The 21,018-nt window shown below is 40.1% G+C and carries 21 protein-coding genes; 9 read left to right on the forward strand and 12 right to left on the reverse strand.

Annotated elements, in window-relative coordinates; translation table 11 throughout:
- Positions 1-31: 31 nt before the first annotated feature.
- The 5 genes from ACX17N_RS08005 to ACX17N_RS08025 all read right to left on the reverse strand — a co-directional run bounded on the left by ACX17N_RS08005 (position 32) and on the right by ACX17N_RS08025 (position 5,373).
- Positions 32-1,204: an MFS transporter gene (locus ACX17N_RS08005; protein WP_458892017.1), complete on the reverse strand. Its 1,173-nt coding sequence runs from the start codon at positions 1,202-1,204 to the stop codon at positions 32-34.
- A 247-nt stretch (positions 1,205-1,451) separates the two neighbouring features.
- Positions 1,452-1,826, reverse strand: coding sequence for a glycine cleavage system protein GcvH (gcvH, locus tag ACX17N_RS08010; RefSeq protein WP_458892018.1), 375 nt, complete (start codon positions 1,824-1,826; stop codon positions 1,452-1,454).
- A 69-nt stretch (positions 1,827-1,895) separates the two neighbouring features.
- Positions 1,896-2,924 carry a helix-turn-helix domain-containing protein gene (locus ACX17N_RS08015; RefSeq protein WP_458892019.1) on the reverse strand — a complete coding sequence of 343 codons (1,029 nt, stop codon included), beginning with the start codon at positions 2,922-2,924 and terminating at the stop codon, positions 1,896-1,898.
- 146 nt (positions 2,925-3,070) lie between these two features.
- Complete coding sequence (locus tag ACX17N_RS08020; RefSeq protein WP_458892020.1) at positions 3,071-3,520, reverse strand: MaoC family dehydratase; 450 nt, start codon at positions 3,518-3,520, stop codon at positions 3,071-3,073.
- Complete coding sequence (locus ACX17N_RS08025) at positions 3,520-5,373, reverse strand: ABC transporter ATP-binding protein (protein WP_458892022.1); 1,854 nt, start codon at positions 5,371-5,373, stop codon at positions 3,520-3,522. The genes ACX17N_RS08020 and ACX17N_RS08025 overlap by 1 nt, the downstream gene beginning before the upstream one ends.
- Positions 5,374-5,611: 238 nt before the next feature.
- Here ACX17N_RS08025 and ACX17N_RS08030 point away from each other — a divergent pair, with 238 nt between their 5' ends.
- The 4 genes from ACX17N_RS08030 (at position 5,612) to ACX17N_RS08045 (ending at position 7,549) form a co-directional block, all read left to right on the forward strand.
- Positions 5,612-5,839, forward strand: coding sequence for a hypothetical protein (locus ACX17N_RS08030; RefSeq protein WP_458892023.1), 228 nt, complete (start codon positions 5,612-5,614; stop codon positions 5,837-5,839).
- A gap of 258 nt (positions 5,840-6,097) precedes the next feature.
- A complete protein-coding gene (locus tag ACX17N_RS08035) occupies positions 6,098-6,292 on the forward strand; it encodes a hypothetical protein (RefSeq protein WP_458892025.1) in 195 nt (64 codons plus the stop codon).
- 205 nt (positions 6,293-6,497) lie between these two features.
- Positions 6,498-7,109 (forward strand): LysE family translocator, encoded by a 612-nt coding sequence (locus ACX17N_RS08040; protein WP_458892026.1) that lies wholly within the window; start codon positions 6,498-6,500, stop codon positions 7,107-7,109.
- A gap of 119 nt (positions 7,110-7,228) precedes the next feature.
- The gene (locus tag ACX17N_RS08045) at positions 7,229-7,549 is read left to right on the forward strand and encodes a hypothetical protein (protein ID WP_458892028.1); all 321 of its coding nucleotides are present in this window, start codon (positions 7,229-7,231) and stop codon (positions 7,547-7,549) included.
- 207 nt (positions 7,550-7,756) lie between these two features.
- On the opposite strand, the gene ACX17N_RS08050 is transcribed toward ACX17N_RS08045, so the two are convergent.
- The 7 genes from ACX17N_RS08050 to plsB form a co-directional block, all read right to left on the reverse strand.
- Entirely contained in the window at positions 7,757-9,043 is a 1,287-nt protein-coding gene (locus tag ACX17N_RS08050) for a mechanosensitive ion channel family protein (protein WP_458892030.1), read from the reverse strand.
- Between the two features lie 217 nt (positions 9,044-9,260).
- Positions 9,261-9,797, reverse strand: coding sequence for a DUF2058 domain-containing protein (locus tag ACX17N_RS08055; protein WP_458892032.1), 537 nt, complete (start codon positions 9,795-9,797; stop codon positions 9,261-9,263).
- Positions 9,798-9,815: 18 nt separating this feature from the next.
- Positions 9,816-10,484, reverse strand: coding sequence for a YoaK family protein (locus tag ACX17N_RS08060; RefSeq protein ID WP_458892033.1), 669 nt, complete (start codon positions 10,482-10,484; stop codon positions 9,816-9,818).
- A 52-nt stretch (positions 10,485-10,536) separates the two neighbouring features.
- Entirely contained in the window at positions 10,537-11,730 is a 1,194-nt protein-coding gene (gene sstT / locus ACX17N_RS08065; protein WP_458892034.1) for a serine/threonine transporter SstT, read from the reverse strand.
- A gap of 227 nt (positions 11,731-11,957) precedes the next feature.
- The gene (locus tag ACX17N_RS08070) at positions 11,958-13,691 is read right to left on the reverse strand and encodes a SulP family inorganic anion transporter (RefSeq protein ID WP_458892036.1); all 1,734 of its coding nucleotides are present in this window, start codon (positions 13,689-13,691) and stop codon (positions 11,958-11,960) included.
- 76 nt (positions 13,692-13,767) lie between these two features.
- Positions 13,768-14,088, reverse strand: coding sequence for a metalloregulator ArsR/SmtB family transcription factor (locus ACX17N_RS08075; RefSeq protein ID WP_458892038.1), 321 nt, complete (start codon positions 14,086-14,088; stop codon positions 13,768-13,770).
- A gap of 167 nt (positions 14,089-14,255) precedes the next feature.
- Positions 14,256-16,760, reverse strand: a complete 2,505-nt coding sequence (gene plsB / locus ACX17N_RS08080; RefSeq protein ID WP_458892040.1) for a glycerol-3-phosphate 1-O-acyltransferase PlsB — start codon at positions 16,758-16,760, stop codon at positions 14,256-14,258.
- Positions 16,761-16,986: 226 nt separating this feature from the next.
- Between plsB and rutD the strand changes: the two genes are divergently transcribed.
- From rutD to rutF, 5 genes are all read left to right on the forward strand, one after another.
- A complete protein-coding gene (rutD, locus tag ACX17N_RS08085; RefSeq protein ID WP_458892042.1) occupies positions 16,987-17,802 on the forward strand; it encodes a pyrimidine utilization protein D in 816 nt (271 codons plus the stop codon).
- A 329-nt stretch (positions 17,803-18,131) separates the two neighbouring features.
- Positions 18,132-19,250, forward strand: coding sequence for a pyrimidine utilization protein A (gene rutA, locus ACX17N_RS08090; RefSeq protein WP_458892043.1), 1,119 nt, complete (start codon positions 18,132-18,134; stop codon positions 19,248-19,250).
- On the forward strand, positions 19,247-20,002 hold the full coding sequence (gene rutB / locus ACX17N_RS08095) for a pyrimidine utilization protein B (RefSeq protein WP_458892045.1): 756 nt from the start codon (positions 19,247-19,249) through the stop codon (positions 20,000-20,002). Before rutA ends, rutB begins: the two co-directional genes overlap by 4 nt.
- Before the next feature lie 17 nt (positions 20,003-20,019).
- Positions 20,020-20,409 (forward strand): pyrimidine utilization protein C, encoded by a 390-nt coding sequence (rutC, locus tag ACX17N_RS08100; protein ID WP_458892046.1) that lies wholly within the window; start codon positions 20,020-20,022, stop codon positions 20,407-20,409.
- 35 nt (positions 20,410-20,444) lie between these two features.
- The gene (rutF, locus tag ACX17N_RS08105; protein ID WP_458892047.1) at positions 20,445-21,011 is read left to right on the forward strand and encodes an NADH-dependent FMN reductase RutF; all 567 of its coding nucleotides are present in this window, start codon (positions 20,445-20,447) and stop codon (positions 21,009-21,011) included.
- Positions 21,012-21,018: the final 7 nt, after the last annotated feature.

Here is a 21,018-nt window from a genome sequence, read left to right on the forward strand (position 1 = left end):
AAGCAAGCCCCGAAAGGGGCTTTTTAGTGGGCTAACTTTTTGCTGCTACCGAAAATTTATAATAAACCAGACTCAGTACAATAATCACGGCACAGAGTAAATACGCTACGCTATAGCCTTGCGCCGTGATCAGCATGCCTAACAGGATTGAACCTAAGGCAATCCCAATATCATAAAAAGTATAAAAAGTGGATGTAGCATGACCAATACGCTCAGGTTCAGAGCGTTGAATTGCAAGTGTTTGCAAACAAGGCTGTACTGAACCAAACCCGACCCCAATTAAAACCGCAGCGCACATTAACCCCATTAAGCTATTAATTTGACTCAGTACCACTAAACCGAGTGAAAATAGAGCTAAGGCAGGATAAATGACGTAGCTTGGACCTTTACGGTCATAGATTTTGCCTGTGAATGGTCGCAGGCTCATCATGGAAAAAGCAAACACAATGAAAAATAGACTGGCATAAGCCAATAAATTTTTTGAAGCCGCATAAGTCGAAATAAAGGACATGATGCTGGCATAGGCAAAAGAAACCATCATGGCCAAGATGGATATCGATAATGCTCTTTTTTCAATAAAATCATGAATAGACAAGCTTTTCTTTAGGGGTGTAGCCGTAGTAGACGGCTGCGTATGAATGGGAATTAAAAAACAAAAAATAAAACCGAGACAAACCACAGCAGCCAAGATGCTTGCCACCATAGAATAAGATAAGGGCTGAATAAGCGTTAGACCAATTAAAGGCCCCAATACAATCCCTAAATTCACTGACATGACAAAATAGCCCATACCTTCGCCACGACGTGACTCTGGGATAAATTGATTGGCAATTGGTACGGCCACGGTGGTTAAAATACTAAACCAAATGCCGTGTAAGAAGCGTAAAGCCAGAAGCATCTGGAGATTATCTGCAAAAATATAAGCGACTGAAAATAAGCAGAATAAAAATTCAGAAATAAACAGTGTTCTTTTTCGTCCCAGTTTTTCAATAATCAAACCGCTAAATGGACGGACGGCAATGGAAGAGGCCATGAACAAGGTCATGGCAAGTCCTGCCTGTGCAAGGCTACCGTTTAAGTCTTGCAAAATGTAAATAGGTAGAATAGTGGTTTGAGCAAAATAGAACACAAACAAGAATAAGTTATTTGCTAAACACAGAATAAAAGACTTATTCCATAAAGGAGTTGTAGAGACATTTGACATAATTTACCCAGAATGAAGAGTGAATCATGACAATGCAGCTATCTATCGATTGTTATTGTTGTTTCGAGCGAGCGAAGGTCATGAGAATGAGTATGCATAATAAACAATTATAAGTGAAATTTAAAGTAAATTGAGATTTTGTTATTTTATTTTAAAATTTATAGCTATTTAAAATTATTAATTATCAATATGCGAATATTTAGTGTTAAAAAAATCAGCCCGCAGGCTGATTTTTGATAATCTTGGATTAGAGTCCAGCTTCATAGTCCGTACTAGACAAGAGAGCGTTAACATCATCTAGATTGTGAGGTTTAATCTTATAAATCCAGCCCTTACCATAAGGCTCGTCATTCACAAAATCTGGATCATCTTCGAGGGTGGTATTCACTTCAACAACGACACCCGAAATAGGAGCGTGAATGTCAGAAGCTGTCTTGACCGATTCAACCACACCCGCTTGTTCACCTGCAGTCACTTGCTGACCCACTTCAGGCATTTCGACATAAACTAAATCGCCTAAGGCATCCTGCGCATGGTCTGAAATCCCAGTTACAACAAGATCACCTTCAATTTTCACCCACTCATGCGTGCTCGCATATTTTAAATCTGAAGGATGATTCATGATGACTCCTTAAAGTATTCATTTATTTTTGTCATGCTTTATACATGTTTTTACAACAAAACAAAAGGCTTATAAATACGGATCTTTACGCCAGTTACTTGGGCTGCGTCCGCTCCAGCGTTTAAAAGCACGGCTAAAATTGGCGACATCGCTATATCCGAGTTCATCAGCAATTTGTTCGAGGGTATAGTCCGTCCGAGACAATAACGATGTGGCATGTCTGTAGCGAACTTCATCAACAATGGTTGAAAAAGAGGTTCCTTCCGTAGCCAGTTGACGCTTTAGGGTACGGTCGGACATATGTAAACGATATGCCACATTTTCGATGCTTAAATAGTGCTGTTCCGAATGGGTTAAAATGTCTCGAACCGCCATAGAGAGCCGTCTGCGCTCACCCAGTGCTGAAAGTTCTGCTTCACATTGGTTAATCGCAATTTGACTGGCAATCGGATCAGCATTGACCATTTTTAATGCTAAATATTGTTTGTCGAAGCTCATGAGCAAGTGTGGCTGGTCAAAGCGAAATTGATGATTGGGGAACTTGGTCATATAGCGTTCAAATCCTTCAGGCTGGGGAAAGTCAAAGTCAATTTCTCCGCCTAAATCATTTACGCCTGTTATGGCTTTTGCCATAGAAATAATGCCAATGGTCAAGGCAATACAAATTTCTGAACGCAAGGGTTCTAAGGTCACATCACTTCGGATTTGCAAAGTGGCCTTTTCTGCAAAGGTGGAAAAGTAGATTTGCAAAAACGGCAACCGTAATTGAACGAAGCGGTTCGCAAGAACAAGTGCATCGGTAATATCATTGGCGGTCATAATGGCATAGCCAATAAAGCCATGAATGGAAATGCGCATTTGCGTACCTAAGTGATAACCCAGTGTGGATTCACCAGTGAGCATTAATGCATGTTGAAATAATTGATTCGCCACTGTGGTCGGAATACGAAAATCTGGCTCGGCCAATTTTTCACTATTTAATTGAAATGGGGTAAACAAGGTATCTGCTGTATATCCCCATCGCGATAAGACATCTAAAAGTAATAGACCATAGACCCCCGGAATCCCCTGATCTTGTCTAGACGAAATAGTATTCATGCGCGATCCATTGCACGTTAAGTGTTGTTCTATCTGTCAGTTTTTTTATATTGGCATGAAATATTTGCTTGAGCCGTATAAATTGTTGGACAAAGTGAATAAAGGTGATTCTTGTTGCTAAAGCAAATTTGAGAATCACCACAAGCTCATTCAGGCTGATAATTTTTGCTAAACACCAAAATTTTGGTCGTCGATATAAATACCACCTCATTTTTTTGATTCAGGGTTTGGGTCACATAAGTCACAATGGCACGATCAGGTTTTGATTGAGAGGGTTTAATTTCGGTAATTTCGACTTCTACATGGAGTTGGTCGCCTGCGCGGGTAGGTCTAGGCCAACGCACATGAGATTCTGAGCCGATTAAACCATAAGCCACAGGGAAGCACTCTGTCCAAAGTCGCATCGTGACCGCAGCAGTATGCCATCCACTGGCCGCGAGCCCTTGAAAGATGGGGTGTTCGGCTGCTTTTGCTTCGTCGGTATGAAAAGGTTGCGGATCAAACTGATGCGCAAATTTCTTAATTTCTGGCAAAGTCATTTCATAAGCTTGGCTGATAAAGCGAGCTCCGACATGTAGATCTTCCAAATACAACATTAAGCACTATCCTTCTTATTTATCTCGTGTTGTTCAATTAAAAAACCGCCAGTTTGGCGTTGCCATAAATGGGCATAAATACCATTTAGAGCGACCAGTTCATCATGGGTTCCTTGTTCTGCGATTCGACCTTGATCTAACACAATTAAGCGATCCATTTGGGCAATAGTTGAAAGTCGATGTGCAATCGCAATCACCGTTTTATTCTGCATTAAATCATCAAGGCTAGACTGAATTGCCGCTTCCACTTCTGAGTCTAAGGCACTGGTGGCTTCATCCAGAATCAGAATAGGCGCATCCTTTAAGAACACACGTGCTATGGCAATACGCTGGCGTTGTCCGCCAGAAAGTTTAACCCCACGTTCACCAACATAAGCATCGTAACCTTTACGACCACGGAGGTCAGTCAGCTGCGGGATGAATTCTTCAGCTTTCGCTTTACGTACCGCATCATGCATTTCTACATCACTGGCATCCGGACGACCATACTTAATATTTTCCGCAACAGTCCGATGCAGTAAAGATGTATCTTGCGTCACCAAAGCAATATTTTTGCGTAAACTGTCTTGGGTTACATCTTCAATGTTTTGACCATCAATCAATATACGACCTTGTTTCAACGTATAAAAATGCAGTAATAATTGAATCAGTGTCGACTTACCTGCGCCAGAACGTCCCACAATACCAATTTTTTCACCAGGACGAATCGTTAGGTTGAAGTGATCAATGACATTTTTTTCATTATAGGCAAAGCTGACGTCTTCAAATTTAATTTCACCTTTGGGAACATTCAGTGCGACTGCATTCGGTTTGTCTTGAATGCTAATTGGGCGTCCTAGGGTTTTCATACCATCTTGAATGGTACCGACATTTTCGAAGAGTGCTGAAGTTTGCCACATCATAAATTCAGCTATGCTATTGAGTTTTAAAATCATGGCTGTAGTTGCGGCAATAATACCTAATTCAGCCCGGCCTTCAGTCCAAAGCCAAATGGCGGTACCGAGTACACCGCCATACAGCACAATACTCAACGAGTTAATACTAATTTCATAGCTAGAACCCAAACGCATTTGTTTGAAGACGGTACGCATGAACTCTTGCATAGAGTGCTTGGCGTACTGGCTTTCACGCCCCGCATGCGCGAACAATTTTACGGTTTGAATGTTGGTATAGGCATCCGTGACCCGTCCCGTCATCACAGCTCGGGCATCGGCTTGTTCATTTGAGACTTTACTCAAACGAGGAATGAAAATCCAAGCTGCAACTAAAAACAGAGCAAGCCATACCAAGAGGGGAATAATAAGCAGAGGGGAGATTGAGCCCAAAACCAAACTGACTGTGAAAAAATAAATCAGCACATAGGCCAACATATCTCCCAAAATCATCCAAAACTCACGCACTGCCAATGCGGTTTGCATGACTTTGGCAGATAGGCGACCAGCAAAATCATTATGAAAAAAATCGAGGCTTTGTTGTAGCAATAGGTTATGAAACTTCCAGCGTAAACGCATTGGAAAGCTACTAAACAAAATCTGATGTTTGATCAGGGATTGGAAGTTGGCAAAGAAGATATTGCCTAACAAAATCATGCTTAGCAATATAAGGTTTTGGCGGTGTTCGGCTAAGAAGGTATCTGGCTGACTTTTACTGAGCCAGTTGACCAAATCACCGATTTTGGCATACAGAATGGCTTCAAAACTCGCTGCGCCAGCGGTACATAGCACCAAAATGAGTAAGTAAGGTCGTACACCTTGAGAGGCGCGCCAAACAAAGGCAAAAAAAGTTGTAGGGAGTGGATCATTAAGTCCTTTAGAGGGATAAGGATCAACTCGCTTCTCGAACCAACCGAACATATATTTTCTCTATTGGTAAAATACTACGTAATTAAATGAATGATACGCAAGATAAAATGTTTATTGGCAATTTAGCATGTTTAGACATTTAAGTCGTGAGGGTGCATGTAAAACTTCTGGCTAAAATTTCAATAAGAATTTAAACAGTGATAAAGAAATAAAATCCGCTCAGGGTTCATGTAGTTGTCACATATTTAAATTATAAAAAAGTGATACAAAGCTGAGATATAACATCATCATGAATGACTTAACTGTAAAGAAAATAAATAAACAAATTGAAGAGTTTACCCAGAATGGAAAAGCGCCTAGCAGTCTGATTTTTGGTTACAAGACTTATGCGATGTTAATGCAAGATGATAAATTTGCCGACCAAATTCAGAAAGGGCAGGAAGAGCCAAAAACACGGTATTACAAGAAGCTGAAAATTACCTTGGTGACAGATAAGCACTACTTTCAAGTGCAATAAACTGTGTTTAAATTTTATGGTTCTGGGTCGAAAACACTCTAGATGGAGTTTTTGACTCCATCTTAGCGTCGCCAAAGACTCTTTATAAATAGAAAAGCTGATTCGCCTAAAACAACAAAAAAATAATAATTTTTTTATTCAATCCTCATGATTTTTTTGTAAAAAATGATAATATTTTTTTCGTACAGATGAGTTTAATAAGTTAAAAAGTCTGTCATTGTTAACTTAAAAAATTAGACGAATAATAAAGGTGGCAATATGAGAGGATGCGTTGAACGATATGACTCCCAAACACAATTGGGCATGATTCGTGATGAGTGTGGTGAATGGTTTTATTTTGCGGTTGAGCAGTGGAATGACCCAAGCAATTTGCCGATAGATGGTTTAGTGGTTGATTTTGTAATTAATGGTGATGAGGTGACTTCAGTATGGGAAGTCAAAATGCCGCATTAGCGTTCAAAAACATGTTGAACCTGAAAAGAGTGACACTGGTCTACCAACAGGTAGACCTTTATTTTTTTAACTGTATATGACGGTATCTCATTAATTTCATATGGTGAAATAAACTTGCTATTGAGCACAGATAACGACTAAGTTATTGAAGAGTTCAATCGAGAATATCGAGCTAAACAAACTATCATCTTTAGAGTCTATTGAAATGTTTGAAATTCTTGTGCCCTATAGCATCGCAATTATTATTTTAACCATTACACCAGGTTTAGATACCACTTTAATTATTCGTACAGCAACAGTTGAGAATCAAAACAAGGCCTTCCAAACAGCACTTGGCATTTGTACAGGGTGTATTGTCTGGGGCATTATTGTTGCATGTGGCCTAGGTGCATTATTGGCAACCTCTGAATTCGCTTTTAATTTACTAAAATGGATTGGGGCAGCTTATTTGGCATGGTTAGGATTACAACTGCTTATTAAACCTAGAAGTAGCCTCGAAAATAAAGTAGAGCTGCAAAAAGCACAAAACTGGTTTCTGAAAGGCTTCTTGTGCAATATGTTAAATCCTAAGGTCGGTATTTTTTATGTGACGTTCTTACCACAATTCGTTCCTTTGACTGGAAATACTGTGCTGTGGATTTTAGGTTTGGTAGCCACTCATGTAGTTTTGGGAATTGTATGGTCTACAATGCTGATTTTTATGATGAAACCCATCTCTAAATTTCTTAAGCAGCCTAAAATTGTTAAACGCTTGGATCAGGTCACAGGGGCTATTTTCTTGGCTTTTGCATTCAAATTGCTCTTGAGTAAACGTTAGCACATCATTGATGAAGATATGGGTGAAAAGTTGTTGTAAGTTTTCACCCAACAATAAATTACAACAGCTTCACATTGCAGTCGTTAAAATAGATATAAAGCATAAAAAACAGGTGCATTATGAAAAAAATAATAATGTGTTGCTGTTGTTTGTATTCGGCAAGCTTATTTGCTTCTGTACAAGATAATATTGGCTTATGTGATGCGATCGCGATTGTTGCAGCGAATGTGATGCAGCAACGACAAGAGGATGTGTCATTGGATACGCAAAAACGCATTGCGCTTGAATATGAAGATGGTGCCCGCGAATTATATGAAGCAATTGTTGAAGATGCTTACAATATACCGATTTTGCCTAGTGAAATAGATAAACAGCAAGTCATAGACAGTTTTAAGCATGAATATCTAGATTATTGTGAACATGCAGAAGCCAGTGAATAAATGTGCTTCCAGTCCTTCCTTCGGTCTTTTAAAGTCAAAATTTCCTTGATTGGATGAATCAATACATCGTTGCAGTTCAAATATCGCTTGCACAAAAATCCCCTCAAAAAGAGGGGAAATGCAATTGCCGTTCAAATATGTACTCAAGGCTATAGCAGAGTCATTCAGTCCAATGTCCTGTCATGGTATTCCGCTACTACAGAGGCCTTATGAGTGTTCTACATAATGATTATGTGAGTTGTTTTGGGCAGTATGAGCAGTCTGCTGGGCTAAAAATTTCATATCTGAACCTGATGGAGCTTGATAAATTTTTAGACCAAATTCAGGCAAAATAGCGATCAGATGATCAAAGATATCCGATTGTATCGCTTCATAATCTTTCCAAACGGTGGTATTGGCAAAAGTATAGATTTCAATCGGTAAACCTTCGCTTGTTGGTTGTAATTGACGCACGAGTAAAGTCTGATTTTGCGCAATGCCAGGATGCTGTTTTAAATAAAATTCAATATAGGCACGGAAAGTCCCCAGATTGGTTAAACGGCGCTGGTTATAAATGGCTTGATTAGACAGCTGTAAATTGAACTGTTCAAGTTCTTCTTGTTTGCTATTTAAATACTGATCTAGCAATAAAAAGTCTTTAAGTTTCTTTTGTTCCTCTTCACCCATAAAGTGTACGCTGCTCTGATCAATATAAAGAGAACGTTTAATACGGCGTACACCAGCCTGCGCCATACCGCGCCAGTTTCTAAAGGTATCGGTTACCAGTTTATTGGTGGGAATCGTGGTAAAAGTTTTATCAAAATTCTGCACCGTGACGGTATGTAAGGACATATCAATGACATCACCATCCGCATTTAAAGATGGCATTTCAATCCAGTCCCCAATACGAACCATGTCATATGATGAAATTTGTACAGAAGCAACCAAAGACAAAATTGTGTTTTGGAAGACCAGCATCAGTACCGCGGCCATGGCACCAAATCCAGCCAGTAAAGTGAATACATCCTTTTTGAGGAAGGTGCCTAAAATCATGAGCCCACAAACAACAAAAATAATCAGTTTAATCAGTTGCAAATAGCCTTTAATTGGCTTGTTTTTAGATTTTGGATTACGTTGATAAACCAGATTAAAGATGTTGAGGCTTTCACCAATCGCAAGGGCGATGGTCAAGAAAATAAAGGCTTGCGCTCCCATTTGTACCAGACTGACAATTTTGGGAGATAAATGCGGTACGGTAATAATACCATTCATCACAATAATGGCGGGCACTATATTCGCAATACGACGAATGACACTATGCTGTGAAAAAACATCCTGATTCGCAAAACTTACTTTTTCTATAATTTTACGGATGCCTCGAACTACAATTCGTTTAGCAATGAAGTTAGCTAAAATGGCCAATAAAATGATGAGACCGAGGGATAAAAACATATCCAGTAAAGGGTACTGATCTGACCAGTCTAGAATGCGTTTATGAATAGCAAATTGCTCCAAAGCCGACCTCTATAGAATTGCAAAAGAAATAGTTTATAAACTATCAGCTTTCATGCGTATTTGAATAACATTTTCAATACATTATCACATGTAAATAGAATAGTTTTAATGCGAAATTACAAGGCGATGCACGTCAAGCGCTACTTAAAGCCACCATGAAGTTTTAATCCCAAACCAAGACCTTATAAAAAAGGGCGTCATCATGACGCCCTTTTGATTACCACATTAAATCATCTGGAATCACGTATGCTGCATACGGATCTTCCTCATCAGTCACTTGTTCATTCTTTTCAGAATTGTTGACGATAATAAAGCCCGTCATTTTTTCATTAATGCGATCTGCCAATGCTTTCGGCAGATAAGCATAACTGTCCTGATCTTTGGCAATGACCAGACTGCCAGAAACCAGCGCATTATATACTTGCTGCTGGAGGTAAACTCTTTTGATCTTCGAGTCATCAATAAATTGGTAAGCAACATCACCTGCAACATCTTTAATTTTGTGTTGCTGAATCATTTGTACAATGGCTGCTTTCAGCTCTTTTTCCTGCAAGATGACTTTCTTTTCTTGTTCTAACGCTTGGTCTTTTGCCATTTTTTCTTGCTGAGCTTTGGCAATTTTCGCTTTAATTTCTGCATCATCATTTTGTCCAGTGCGTTGCTCATGCACCGCCTGTTTCGAGAGCTTTTTTGCCTTTTTGTTATCTACCAGACCCGCTTTTAATAATTGAGCCTGTAATGCATTTTTAACCATAATAAATTCCCAAAAAGGTTAATGATGACGATATCGAAAATAAATGATCCAGTACACCAGACTTAAACTTGCACTTAAGCACATTGGAATCAAGAATGCATTCAATTTTAAATAAGGATAAATCAGGCTTGCAAGCAATCCGCCAATCAGGAAGCCAAATAAAATGAGTAAATGTAAAATAATTCGCCGCCGTCCCACATTTAAACCCCGCAGACAATAGCCCACAGCGAGACCTAAGTCGGTTAATACTCCGGAAAGATGGGTCGTTCGAATAATTGTGCCTTTGTAATGGCTAACCATCGCATTTTGGACGCCCATGGCTGCGCACGCCCACAATAAGGCATAACGAGGGTAATAGGGGAGAAAAATCCAGCACAATAAAATGAACAGAGCCACGAGGCTCAGTGGCACACCGTAACGACGACCGAGTTGAACTTGGCCGCTGCCGAGTATGAGTCCACTATAACAGGACCCAGCTACATAGCACAGAATCACCAGAGATAAGTACAGAATGGTCGCAGGATGCCAGTGAATGAGTGCCATCGCTAGCATACTCACGTTTCCCGTCATATGGGAAACGGACTGGTGCAATACAGTCACCAGCCCGAGTACGTTAATCATGCCCGCATTAATTGCGAGAAAGAATGCCCCAAATTGCATCCACATAGGTAAAGTTTGAAATGGCATATCGTGATACAACCATCCAAGAATCGCTTAAGTTATTATTTATACAATAATATTAACGGGCTGCACGATCAACTGCTGCGGTAAATAAAACGTCAGTAGATGAGTTTAAAGCAGTTTCGGTTGAGTCCTGAAGTACGCTAATGACCATACCTATTGCTACGACTTGCATCGCAATGTCAGATGAAATACCAAATAGGCCACATGCAACTGGAATTAACAGTAAAGAACCACCCGCTACACCTGACGCACCACATGCAGAAATCGACGCAACCACAGATAAAATCAGCATGGTCGATAAGTCAACAGAAATCCCTAAGGTATTGACGGTTGCTAGGGTTAATACGGTAATGGTCACAGATGCACCCGCCATATTAATGGTTGCACCCAATGGAATTGCAACACCAGCAGTCGCTTCATTCACACCCAAACGTTTAGCCAAGTCGAGGTTGACTGGAATGTTTGCCGCAGAACTACGGGTAAAGAAGGCAGTAATACCACTTTCACGTAAGCACTGAAAAACTAATGGATAAGGGTTTTGACGAATGACCAATGCCACTAAGATCGGGTTAATCACCAATGCCACAAAGAACATGGTGCCCACCAACACTGCCAATAACTGTGCATAGCTTTCTAGGGTTTTAAGACCTGCATCGGCAAAGGTGACGGCAACTAGACCAAAAATACCAATCGGTGCAAAGTTAATCACAATACGAATGACTTGGTTGACAGCATGTGCAGCATCGGAAATGAAGGCTTTGGTTGTGTCTTGCGCATGGCGGAAGGCTAAACCTAGCGCAATTGCCCACGCTAAAATACCAATAAAGTTTGCATTGCTAATCGCAACCACTGGGTTTGCAATAAAACTTAAAAGTAAATTCTTTAAAATCTCTGCCAGGCTACCAGGCGGTTGTAAGTCACTTTGCGCTGGAATATCTAAGAATAGGGTACTTGGAAAAGCCAAGCTAGCAACTACAGCACTGAATGCCGCGAGTAACATACCAACAGCGTACAAAATTATAATTGGACGCAGGTTTGCGCTATGTCCAACTTTAAAGTTGGTAATGGAAGCCATAACCAACACAAAAACCAAAATAGGGGCAACGGACTTCAGCGCCTTAATAAAAAGGTCACCTAAAAGGCTCAAGTAAGGAGCTGCATCAGGGAATGTGAAGGCAACTGCCATCCCTAATATAATGGCGATAATGATTCGCGTAACTAAACTTAAACGCGCAAAAGCTGAAAACATAGGTTAGCCTTGTCAGTACTACGAGGGCAGAGGGTTAAAATTAAGTGTGCAATTCTATACCTAAAATTTAAAATCAATAAAAATTTTTTTGCTATAAAAACTAACTTATTATTTTTAAAGTTGATATTTTCTGTTTTAAATCGCTTAAAAACCGAATTTTATTGCATAATTAAGCCAAAAATGAAGCTTTTAAGCAAATAACAGCTTTTAAATTATTTACTTAGCTTTCAAGCGTGACTTAAAAATTCAGGTGCTAAACTTTGAATGGCTTGGTAATGGGTCAAATGAATTCGCCCTTCTAAACGAGTGAAGACTCTTGAGTGAATCAGTTTATCCATGACGGGACCTTTGACTTCGGCTAGATGTAATTGAATGTCGAGTTTTTGAAGTTCTGCGTCCAACTCTTCCAGCATTTCCAGTGCACTGTAGTCAATACTGCTTATACCAGAACAGTTAATCACGACATATTTGACCAGCTTTTTTGCACTCACGGCGTTAATGAAAAAGTCTTTAAAGCTATTGGCATTTAAAAAATTTAAACCTTCATCAACTCTTAATGAAAGCACTGTTTCTGTGGTTTTAACCGGATAGCGTTGCTGATTACGAAAATGCTGAGTGCCTTCAACCAAACCTATAACCACCATATGTGGTCGGCTAATACGCCAAAGTAACAAAATAAAAGTCGAAATTACCCCAATAATCAGTCCAGTCGAAATATCGATAAAAATAACCCCAAAAAAGGTAATCCACATGGCGAGGCCATCTGCTTTGGAATAATGCCAAGTTTCAAAAAAAGGATTGAAATCGACCAGTTTCCAAATTGACACAATAATTGTGGCGGCAAGAATTGCTAAGGGAAGGTTTTGGAAAAAGCCAGTAAAAAACAGACTGACAAACACAATAAAACATGAGGAGAGAATGCCCGCCATGGGGGTTTTTGCCCCAGCATCGGCATTAACCACAGTCCGGGACAAGCTACCTGTAACAGGGAAAGCCGCACTAAGCCCAGCGCTGAGATTAGAAAGCCCTAAAGCAATTAACTCTTGATTACTATTCAAAGCACTTCTTTGCTGTAATGCCGTTGCCTGCGCAATTGATAAAGATTCGACAAAACTGATCATGGCAATCATGCTGGCGCCGGGCAATAACGTTAAGATCTGTTCTGTATTCCATGTCGGTAGGGTTAAAGGCGGAAAGCCTGAAGGAATTTCCCCCACAGTTTTAATACCGAGTTGTTCCAGCTGGAAATATGAAACAACCGTAATGGAAAGTACCACTAAAATTAAGGGAATTGCTTTAACAAAAAAATGAGCAAATTTATAGCGTTGCTGTATATGACTTACATTTAACACTTTGGGGATAAAAACCAAAAATGCGATGGCAAGACTACCAAATATCAACGTACCCAAATGCGTCTGACCCATGCTATGGAACAGGCTCGTCACCAGTTCGGGAATATTATTCGACTGTAGCGGCAGATTGAGTAAAAATTTAATTTGCCCTAAGGCAATCAGCAAAGCCGAAGCAATAATAAAGCTATGAATAACAGGATGACTGATCAGCTGAATAAGAAAGCCGAATCTAAAAATCCCCAACAATAAAGAAATTACACCCACCAATATGGCGAGTAGACCCGCAGCTTGAATATAAGCCTCAGATCCTGCTTGATAAAATGGACTCAGTGTAGCAAAAGTCATCATCGAAATAATGGCCACAGGACCAATGGAAAGTGTGGGACTGCCACCAAATAGTGCATACACAATCATTGGGAAGACACTGGCATACAGTCCAGTAATCGGTGGTAAGCCCGCTAACATGGCATAGGCCATGCCTTGCGGTACCAACATTGCGATTACAATGAATGCAGAGAGCAGGTCTGATTTAAACGTATTAAAATTATAATCAAACAACCATTTTGAAGCTGGGAAATACTGAAGATCTTTTTTATTAGATTGGGTCATATTCTGATCTAAATCGCAACTTTAGATCTATTATGCACAAAAACACAGAAGAAAAACCAAAACTTAAAAAAACTGCTTAATTCAACACGGCCTTCGTGCAATACAGTTCATATAAGGTTTGCAGTACCTGTACCAATTTTTCATCTTTAATCGAATAAAAAATTTGTTTGCCATCACGGCGCGTGCTAACGACATCACTTTTACGTAGCATCATGAGTTGTTGTGAAAGCGTTGGTTGAGTAATTTGGGTAATTTGTTCAATTTGAGAAACATTCAGTTCTTGTTTGGCCAAATGGCACAGAATCAAGAGACGATCTGTATTACCCAGTGATTTTAAAATACTGACTACATGCTCTGCAGAATTTCGCATTGATGTAATTTCAAAATCATTTTCCATAAGACCGCCTCATTTTACGTAGGACAATATTATAAAGCCAGAAAATGCAGATTACATGTATGCTTTTTTTCAATCTCGATGGTTTTTAATGAATATAATTATCAATATTATTTATAAGTAGGGCGCATAGCATGCAAGTCGATGTTGCATGCTATGCCAATTGCAGATTAATTCTTTTTGGCTTTTACACTGTCATAAAAATGCTTAAGTTCCTTATCACTAAAATGGGTTGCTTGTTCAAAAGAGTCTTGACGCTCTTGTAAATACCAAGCAAAACAATTTTGCATTTGGCTAGCAAAGTCTGGAGAAAGCAACAGATGTTCACGGGTGATTTCAACTAAAGCTAACTTTTTCAGCGCAGTGATAAAGCCTTTTAAGGTAGCACTGTCAAAATAATAGCCCGGGGCAATCACTTGATCATGGCTGAGCTTGTGTAAAACTGATTTAGCCATTTTTTCAAATACTTTTTCTGAGAAAGCTTGAGTATTGGCATATTGGCGAAATAAAGTTTGCATTACCACGAAGTTATTCAGGCTAGGCTCTGACAGCACGGCCAATCGCTGAAGTTCTGACTCTGTCGCTTTAGACACGAGTATTTGGTTTCCTTTACGTTCAATCCAATTTAACTTTTCAAAGCTATTTAAAATGGCTTCAACTTGCAAAGCTAATTCTTGTAAAGGCCATTTCAGGAAAAATTCTTCCTGAATAAACGGATAGAGCAACTGAACCTTGTCATGCAGATGTTTCATTTCAAGCTGTGGCTGCTGAATTAGAATACGCGCAAGCAAAGCAGGCAAAATAAAACAGTGCAGAATGTTATTGCTAAAATAGCTCAACAGAATTTTTTGACTTTCTGCAACATGAATCCAAGTTTCGTCATTTTTGCTGTGAATTTCGACCTGTTTTAGCTTCAAGGCATATTGAATAATCTCAGCACTGGACAGCTCGGAAATAATCATGCGTTGATCATAACGATTCTGTTCGAGTAGGCTACGGTACTGATCCAAGCTTGCAATTAAGTCGGATTCTCGCAATTGGTGTTGTGGCGCATTCAGTAAAATCAAAGAAATAATGGAAATCGGGTTAATCACCACTGCTTTATTGATATTTTCTAAAATCGATTGAGCCGTTTGGTCGACTGTCTGGACGACAGATTCGGGTAATTTTTCATTTAATTTTAAGCTTACTTTTTCTGCATTTTGCTGTTTCAGGACATCATCGAGGAATACAGGTTCACCAAAATTGACATAGACCTGTCCAAAAACTTTTTCAATTTTTCGTGCCGAACTTAAAATGCCCCAAAGTGATTCAGCCTCTTTGGGCTTACCACTCAACTCGTTTAAGTATGATGTGCCTTCAAGTAGCTTTTCATAACCGAAATATGTCGGAATAAAGGCAATAGGTTTTGAATTTCCACGTAAATGACTTTGAATGGTCATCGACAGCATACCTTTTTTCGCTGGCAGTAATAAGCCAGTACGCGAACGCCCACCTTCAATAAAATATTCCAAAGGGGTATTTCGCATTAACAAACTGTGTAAATACTCTTTAAACACAGAGGTATATAGTTCATTGCCGTTAAAGCTACGGCGAATAAAGTATGCGCCAGCACCACGGAAAAGTTGCCCGACGATCGGTAAATTCAGGTTAATTCCCGCTGCAATATGCGGCACCATTAAACCACGATTGAAAATCACATAAGACAGTAATAAATAGTCAATATGACTACGATGGCATGGGGTATAGACAATTTCGTAGTCCTGCGCCAGCTCTCGTACCGTGTCGAAATGATGAACCTCAATGCCATCATAGAGTTGAGTCCAGAGCTTGGTCAGCGCCAAATAGCCAAACCGTAGCGTCGAGTAAGAAAAGTCAGATGCAATTTCCGTGAGATAATGTCGCGCACGATTTTCAGCTTCAAACAGACTGATATTTTCATCAATGCTTTCTTTACGAATGGCCTGTTTAATGCCGTCACTGATCATCAGATTTTGAATGACATTACGACGGTCGGACAGATCGGGACCTAAAATTGCTTCTTTATACTTATTAAAACTTAAATTGAGTTGCTGCATCACATGATGCGCAGGTGAAAAGTTAGGACTGATTTCTTTGGCTTCAGTAAGTAACTTTCTTAAAGAAAGTGGCTTGTGGAACTCTAAATAGTTTTCACGCCCGTAGAGCGAAATATTCACGGCTTGTTTTAATGGCGATGGCGTTGACCATGCATCCGCAAACAGAGCTTTATACCAAGAATCTTCATATTCAGGTGCTCGTCCCCACAGCATGGTAACAGGCACCAAATCAATATCCTGATCTGGATGTTGTTCAAGTGCTTCAATTAAACGGATCAGTTTTTCAGGATAGTGAAATCCTTGTTTAAGATGATCTTTATCATTCAAAACCAAAATGGAGTCTTCTTCAGTCGCTGTTGCAACTTGAAGAGGTTGATAAACCGAAGGGAGTTTTCTTTTTTGGGCTTCAGTATCAATCAGCACCGTATTGCTTAAAGAGGCATCTTGTAAAACATAACAAATACGATTGGACTCAGTTGTACTAGAAATTTGCTGTTCAAGTTCTGTGGTCGTGCCTAATACTTGTGGACTCACTACTTTATTTAGAATTTTCTGTGTGAGTTGACGATAAAGTTGGCGATAACCTTTATTGGACATTGTTGTTCCTTTGAACCATGTTTCGGGGATTATTTTGTGCAATCTTCCGCAAGAATACAAATGCTTTTGCTGCTAAATAAAACATTAGGTACGTAACAGAACGTATCTGAACAGCACCGTAGCTTCTCATCAAGTCTATGGAATCATTGCAAAGCCCGTTGCAAACCACAGTCGGCATAAATTTTGCTCTAAAGCCTAAGGAGCACAATTTTTAAAGGCAAACTGTATGCAATACCAACTTTTTTTATCTGAACATCCACAGGCTGAATATCTGCTACTTTCTTCGGGTTTAGGGGGACATGGACAATACTGGGCACCGCAAATCAGTGCCTTACAACAATATTTTCATGTGGTGATTTATGATCAGGAAGGCTGTCATAAAAGCAGTGAAATACTGGACGATGATTACAGCATGAGGCATTTGGCAGAACAAGTTTTGCACTTGCTACACATTTTAAATATTCAACAATTTCACTTTATTGGACATGCCTTGGGGGGATTTATTGGCGCAGAATTGGCGATTTTGTTGGAAAAAACTGAAAAATCAATGCTTTCCTTGACTATTGTTAATGGCTGGCAGCATTTGGATGCCCATACACACAAGTGTTTTAATGCCCGAATCACGTTATTACAATATGCGGGTGCCGAAGCCTATGTCCGAGCACAAGCCCTGTTTTTATATCCGCCGGCATGGATTTCAGCACAAATTGCTGCGATTGAAATACAAGAAAATAAACAGCTTACGCAGTTTCCACCGTTGTTGAATGTATTTACACGGCTAAAAGCCCTGATGAGTTATCAGCTCAGTGACGAGACACTTTTGAGTTTAGGGAAAATTCCGGTGTATTTGATTGCAACCGAAGATGATTTTCTTGTGCCTTATCAGCAAAGTTACTTTTTAAAACAAGTGCTTCCACATGCAGATTTAGAAATATTGCCACGTGGTGGGCATGCGTTAACTGTGACGATACCTGATGAATTTAACCAGCTTATTCTGGGAAAATTAGCCCACTTTAAAACCATGCAACGTGCAGTTGGATAGTTTTGTACACAACAATGATTTGATGCTTTATTTTGAGCAAGGCACTGCAAATGACAGTGCTTTTTTTATAGGTGATATTTTTCCATTTGGTAAAAAATATGCACAAATTTAGATCATGGATCACAAAAAAAGTGCATTATAAAATTGTATATTTTACCCATTGGTAAAATACATAATTTTTATAAAACATATAACCAACTAATATTTATAAGTATTTAAGAGTTGGCATGCTCTATGCAATCTTTAAATTAAGGATCATAAATTTTTATTCTGAATATTTGTCAGAATTTAAATTTTCAGTATTTTTTAATAAAAAGAGGATGTAGCGAATGAAAATAGGTGTTTTTTGCCCGATCGGAAATAATGGTTGGTTACTCTCTGAGAATGCTCCGCAGTACATGCCAAGCTTCGAACTCAACAAGAAAATTGTACAACGTGCCGAGCATTATGGTTTTGATTTTGCCTTGTCCATGATCAAGCTGCGTGGCTTTGGTGGCAAAACCGAATTTTGGGATCATAACCTAGAAACTTTCACACTCATGGCAGGCTTAGCTGCTGTCACCAGTAAAATCAAAATTTATGCAACAGCAGCAACATTGGTTATGCCACCTGCAATTGTGGCACGCATGGCAGCAACGATTGATTCTATTTCTAATGGTCGTTTTGGCTTGAATGTGGTCACAGGCTGGCAAGCCCCTGAATATACCCAAATGGGCATGTGGCCGGGAGATGAATACTTCGGCAAACGCTATGAGTACTTATCGGAATATGTGCAAATTCTTCGGGAACTCTGGGCAACAGGCAAGTCAGATTTCAAGGGCGAGCATTTTCAAATGCAGGACTGCCGTGTCAGTCCAACACCACAAGCCGACATGAAAATTATCTGTGCAGGTCAATCGGATACTGGGCTGGCATTTTCTGCGGAATATGCTGATTACAACTTCGTTTTTGGAAAAGGACTGAATACGCCAACGGCATATGCCGAGATTAATGATCGTTTAAAAACACATACCGATAAAACTGGGCGTGACGTTCAAACCTATGTGCTGTTCATGGTGATTGCAGCTGAAACTGACGAAGCAGCCTTTGCAAAATGGCAAAGCTATAACGATGGTGCAGATATGGAAGCGATCAACTGGCTGATGAACCAAGGCGGTAAAGACACCACTTCAGGCACAGATACCAATATCCGACAAATGGCATCGAGCGTGTCACCTGTCAATATCAACATGGGAACGTTGGTCGGTTCATTTGAAAAAGTGGCGGCGATGCTGGATGAAATTGGAGAAATTAAAGGTACGGAAGGTATTTTATTGACCTTTGATGATTTTGTTCAGGGCGTAGAAGATTTTGGTCAAAAAATTCAACCGCTGATGCAATGTCGTCAACACGTTGTCACGGAAATGTCTGAACAAGCAGCTGTAACTGTTTTGGAGAAATCAGCATGAATCAAGTCAACACACATACCGTGATTAGTGATTTTACTGAAGCAACAGGATTAGGCAAAACCTTAAAGGCGGAACCAGAAAACATTCAGTTTGCACCTGAACAAACCGCATTAATCGTGATTGATATGCAAAATGCCTATACCTCAAAGGGAGGCTACTTAGACTTGGCTGGTTTTGATGTTTCAACGACTCAACCTGTGGTGCAAAACATCAAAAAGGCAGTTGAAGCGGCACATGCTGCGAACATCCAAGTGATTTACTTTAAAAATGGCTGGGACAAGCACTATGTAGAAGCAGGGGGGCGAGGTTCACCGAATTTCCATAAGTCTAATGCGCTAAAAACCATGCGTCAGCAACCCGAACTACAGGGCAAATTATTGGCAAAAGGAGGCTGGGACTTTGAACTGATTGATGAGTTACAGCCCTTAGCGCAAGACATTGTGATTGAAAAACCACGCTACAGCGGTTTCTTCAATACTGCTTTGGACAGCATGTTACGTGCCCACGGTATCCGTAATTTAGTTTTCGTGGGCATTGCGACCAATGTCTGTGTGGAATCAACCTTACGCGATGGCTTTTTCCTCGAGTACTTTGGGGTAGCGTTAAAAGATGCCTGTTATCAAGCAGGACCTGCAGAAATGCAAGAAGCGAGTCTTTACAACATTAAAACCTTTTTTGGCTGGGTCTCGGATACACAAAGTTTTATCGATACCTTTGTACCCAATACCGATCAACTCGCAAAATCTGCCTAAGCCAAGGAGTTTAAAGCATGCCTAAACACGTGATTATTCCAGCAGGAACCTCTAAACCTTTAGCGCCGTATGTTCCTGCAACTCAGGCAGACAATATTGTGTATGTCTCTGGGACATTGGCCTTTGATGAAAACAACAATGTGGTGCATGTCGGAGATGCCGCCGCACAGACACGACATATTTTAGAAACGATTCAATCGGTACTCAAAGAAGCGGGCGGCACTATGGATGATGTGACCTTCAACCATATTTTTGTCAAAGACTGGGCAGATTATGCAGCCATTAATCAGGTCTATGCAGAATATTTTCCCGGAGATAAACCAGCACGCTATTGCATTCAGGTCGGTATGGTTAAACCCGATGCTTTAGTTGAAATTGCCAGTATTGCTCATGTCGCTACTGCTTAGTTTGTAGCGATATCTAGCTTAATAGGAGAAATAAGATGAATAGCGAATTACTCAAAAGTTTGATTAAAGAAGACTGCTTAGAACAAATTCATGGCACGCAAAAAAATAAGCATAGCGACGTAGACCAAAAAACGTTCCGAGAAGGCATGGCAAATTTAGGTGCAGCAGTCAATGTGATCACCACATCGGGTGCCGCAGGCACAGCAGGCTTTACTGCATCAGCCGTATGCAGCGTAACGGATACGCCACCGACCTTGTTGGTCTGCTTAAACCGTTCGGCTTCAGTGTTCGAAACATTTAAGGCCAATAAGGTGTTATGTGTGAATACCTTGGCGTCACATCAAATGACGCTTTCCAATGTGTTTGGCGGAAAAACGCCAATGCATGAACGTTTTGCTGCGGGTCAATGGGACACGCTCACCACTCAAGCACCCGTTTTGCAAGATGCCCTGATTAGTTTTGACTGCGAAATTGTACAAAGCATGAGCGTCGGGAGTCATGATGTCTTATTCTGTCAGGTCAAAGCCATTCAGCAGAATCAGGGCTTGAATGCACTGATGTATTTTAATCGTGCTTATTGTGAACCCCACCGTATGTGCTAAAGAACCA

The organism is Acinetobacter sp. GXMZU3951, from assembly GCF_054457875.1.

Coding starts and splice junctions, on each gene's coding strand:
- gcvH (WP_458892018.1), bottom strand. CDS start 1,826: ATGAATCATCCTTCAGATTTAAAATATGCGAGCACGCATGAGTGGGTG.
- sstT (WP_458892034.1), bottom strand. CDS start 11,730: ATGTTTTCAGCTTTTGCGCGTTTAAGTTTAGTTACGCGAATCATTATC.
- rutD (WP_458892042.1), top strand. CDS start 16,987: ATGCAATACCAACTTTTTTTATCTGAACATCCACAGGCTGAATATCTG.
- ACX17N_RS08045 (WP_458892028.1), top strand. CDS start 7,229: ATGAAAAAAATAATAATGTGTTGCTGTTGTTTGTATTCGGCAAGCTTA.
- ACX17N_RS08035 (WP_458892025.1), top strand. CDS start 6,098: ATGAGAGGATGCGTTGAACGATATGACTCCCAAACACAATTGGGCATG.
- plsB (WP_458892040.1), bottom strand. CDS start 16,760: ATGTCCAATAAAGGTTATCGCCAACTTTATCGTCAACTCACACAGAAA.
- ACX17N_RS08060 (WP_458892033.1), bottom strand. CDS start 10,484: ATGCCATTTCAAACTTTACCTATGTGGATGCAATTTGGGGCATTCTTT.
- rutB (WP_458892045.1), top strand. CDS start 19,247: ATGAATCAAGTCAACACACATACCGTGATTAGTGATTTTACTGAAGCA.
- ACX17N_RS08075 (WP_458892038.1), bottom strand. CDS start 14,088: ATGGAAAATGATTTTGAAATTACATCAATGCGAAATTCTGCAGAGCAT.
- ACX17N_RS08005 (WP_458892017.1), bottom strand. CDS start 1,204: ATGTCAAATGTCTCTACAACTCCTTTATGGAATAAGTCTTTTATTCTG.
- ACX17N_RS08040 (WP_458892026.1), top strand. CDS start 6,498: ATGTTTGAAATTCTTGTGCCCTATAGCATCGCAATTATTATTTTAACC.
- rutA (WP_458892043.1), top strand. CDS start 18,132: ATGAAAATAGGTGTTTTTTGCCCGATCGGAAATAATGGTTGGTTACTC.
- ACX17N_RS08030 (WP_458892023.1), top strand. CDS start 5,612: ATGAATGACTTAACTGTAAAGAAAATAAATAAACAAATTGAAGAGTTT.
- ACX17N_RS08020 (WP_458892020.1), bottom strand. CDS start 3,520: ATGTTGTATTTGGAAGATCTACATGTCGGAGCTCGCTTTATCAGCCAA.
- ACX17N_RS08055 (WP_458892032.1), bottom strand. CDS start 9,797: ATGGTTAAAAATGCATTACAGGCTCAATTATTAAAAGCGGGTCTGGTA.
- rutC (WP_458892046.1), top strand. CDS start 20,020: ATGCCTAAACACGTGATTATTCCAGCAGGAACCTCTAAACCTTTAGCG.
- ACX17N_RS08070 (WP_458892036.1), bottom strand. CDS start 13,691: ATGACCCAATCTAATAAAAAAGATCTTCAGTATTTCCCAGCTTCAAAA.
- ACX17N_RS08025 (WP_458892022.1), bottom strand. CDS start 5,373: ATGTTCGGTTGGTTCGAGAAGCGAGTTGATCCTTATCCCTCTAAAGGA.
- rutF (WP_458892047.1), top strand. CDS start 20,445: ATGAATAGCGAATTACTCAAAAGTTTGATTAAAGAAGACTGCTTAGAA.
- ACX17N_RS08015 (WP_458892019.1), bottom strand. CDS start 2,924: ATGAATACTATTTCGTCTAGACAAGATCAGGGGATTCCGGGGGTCTAT.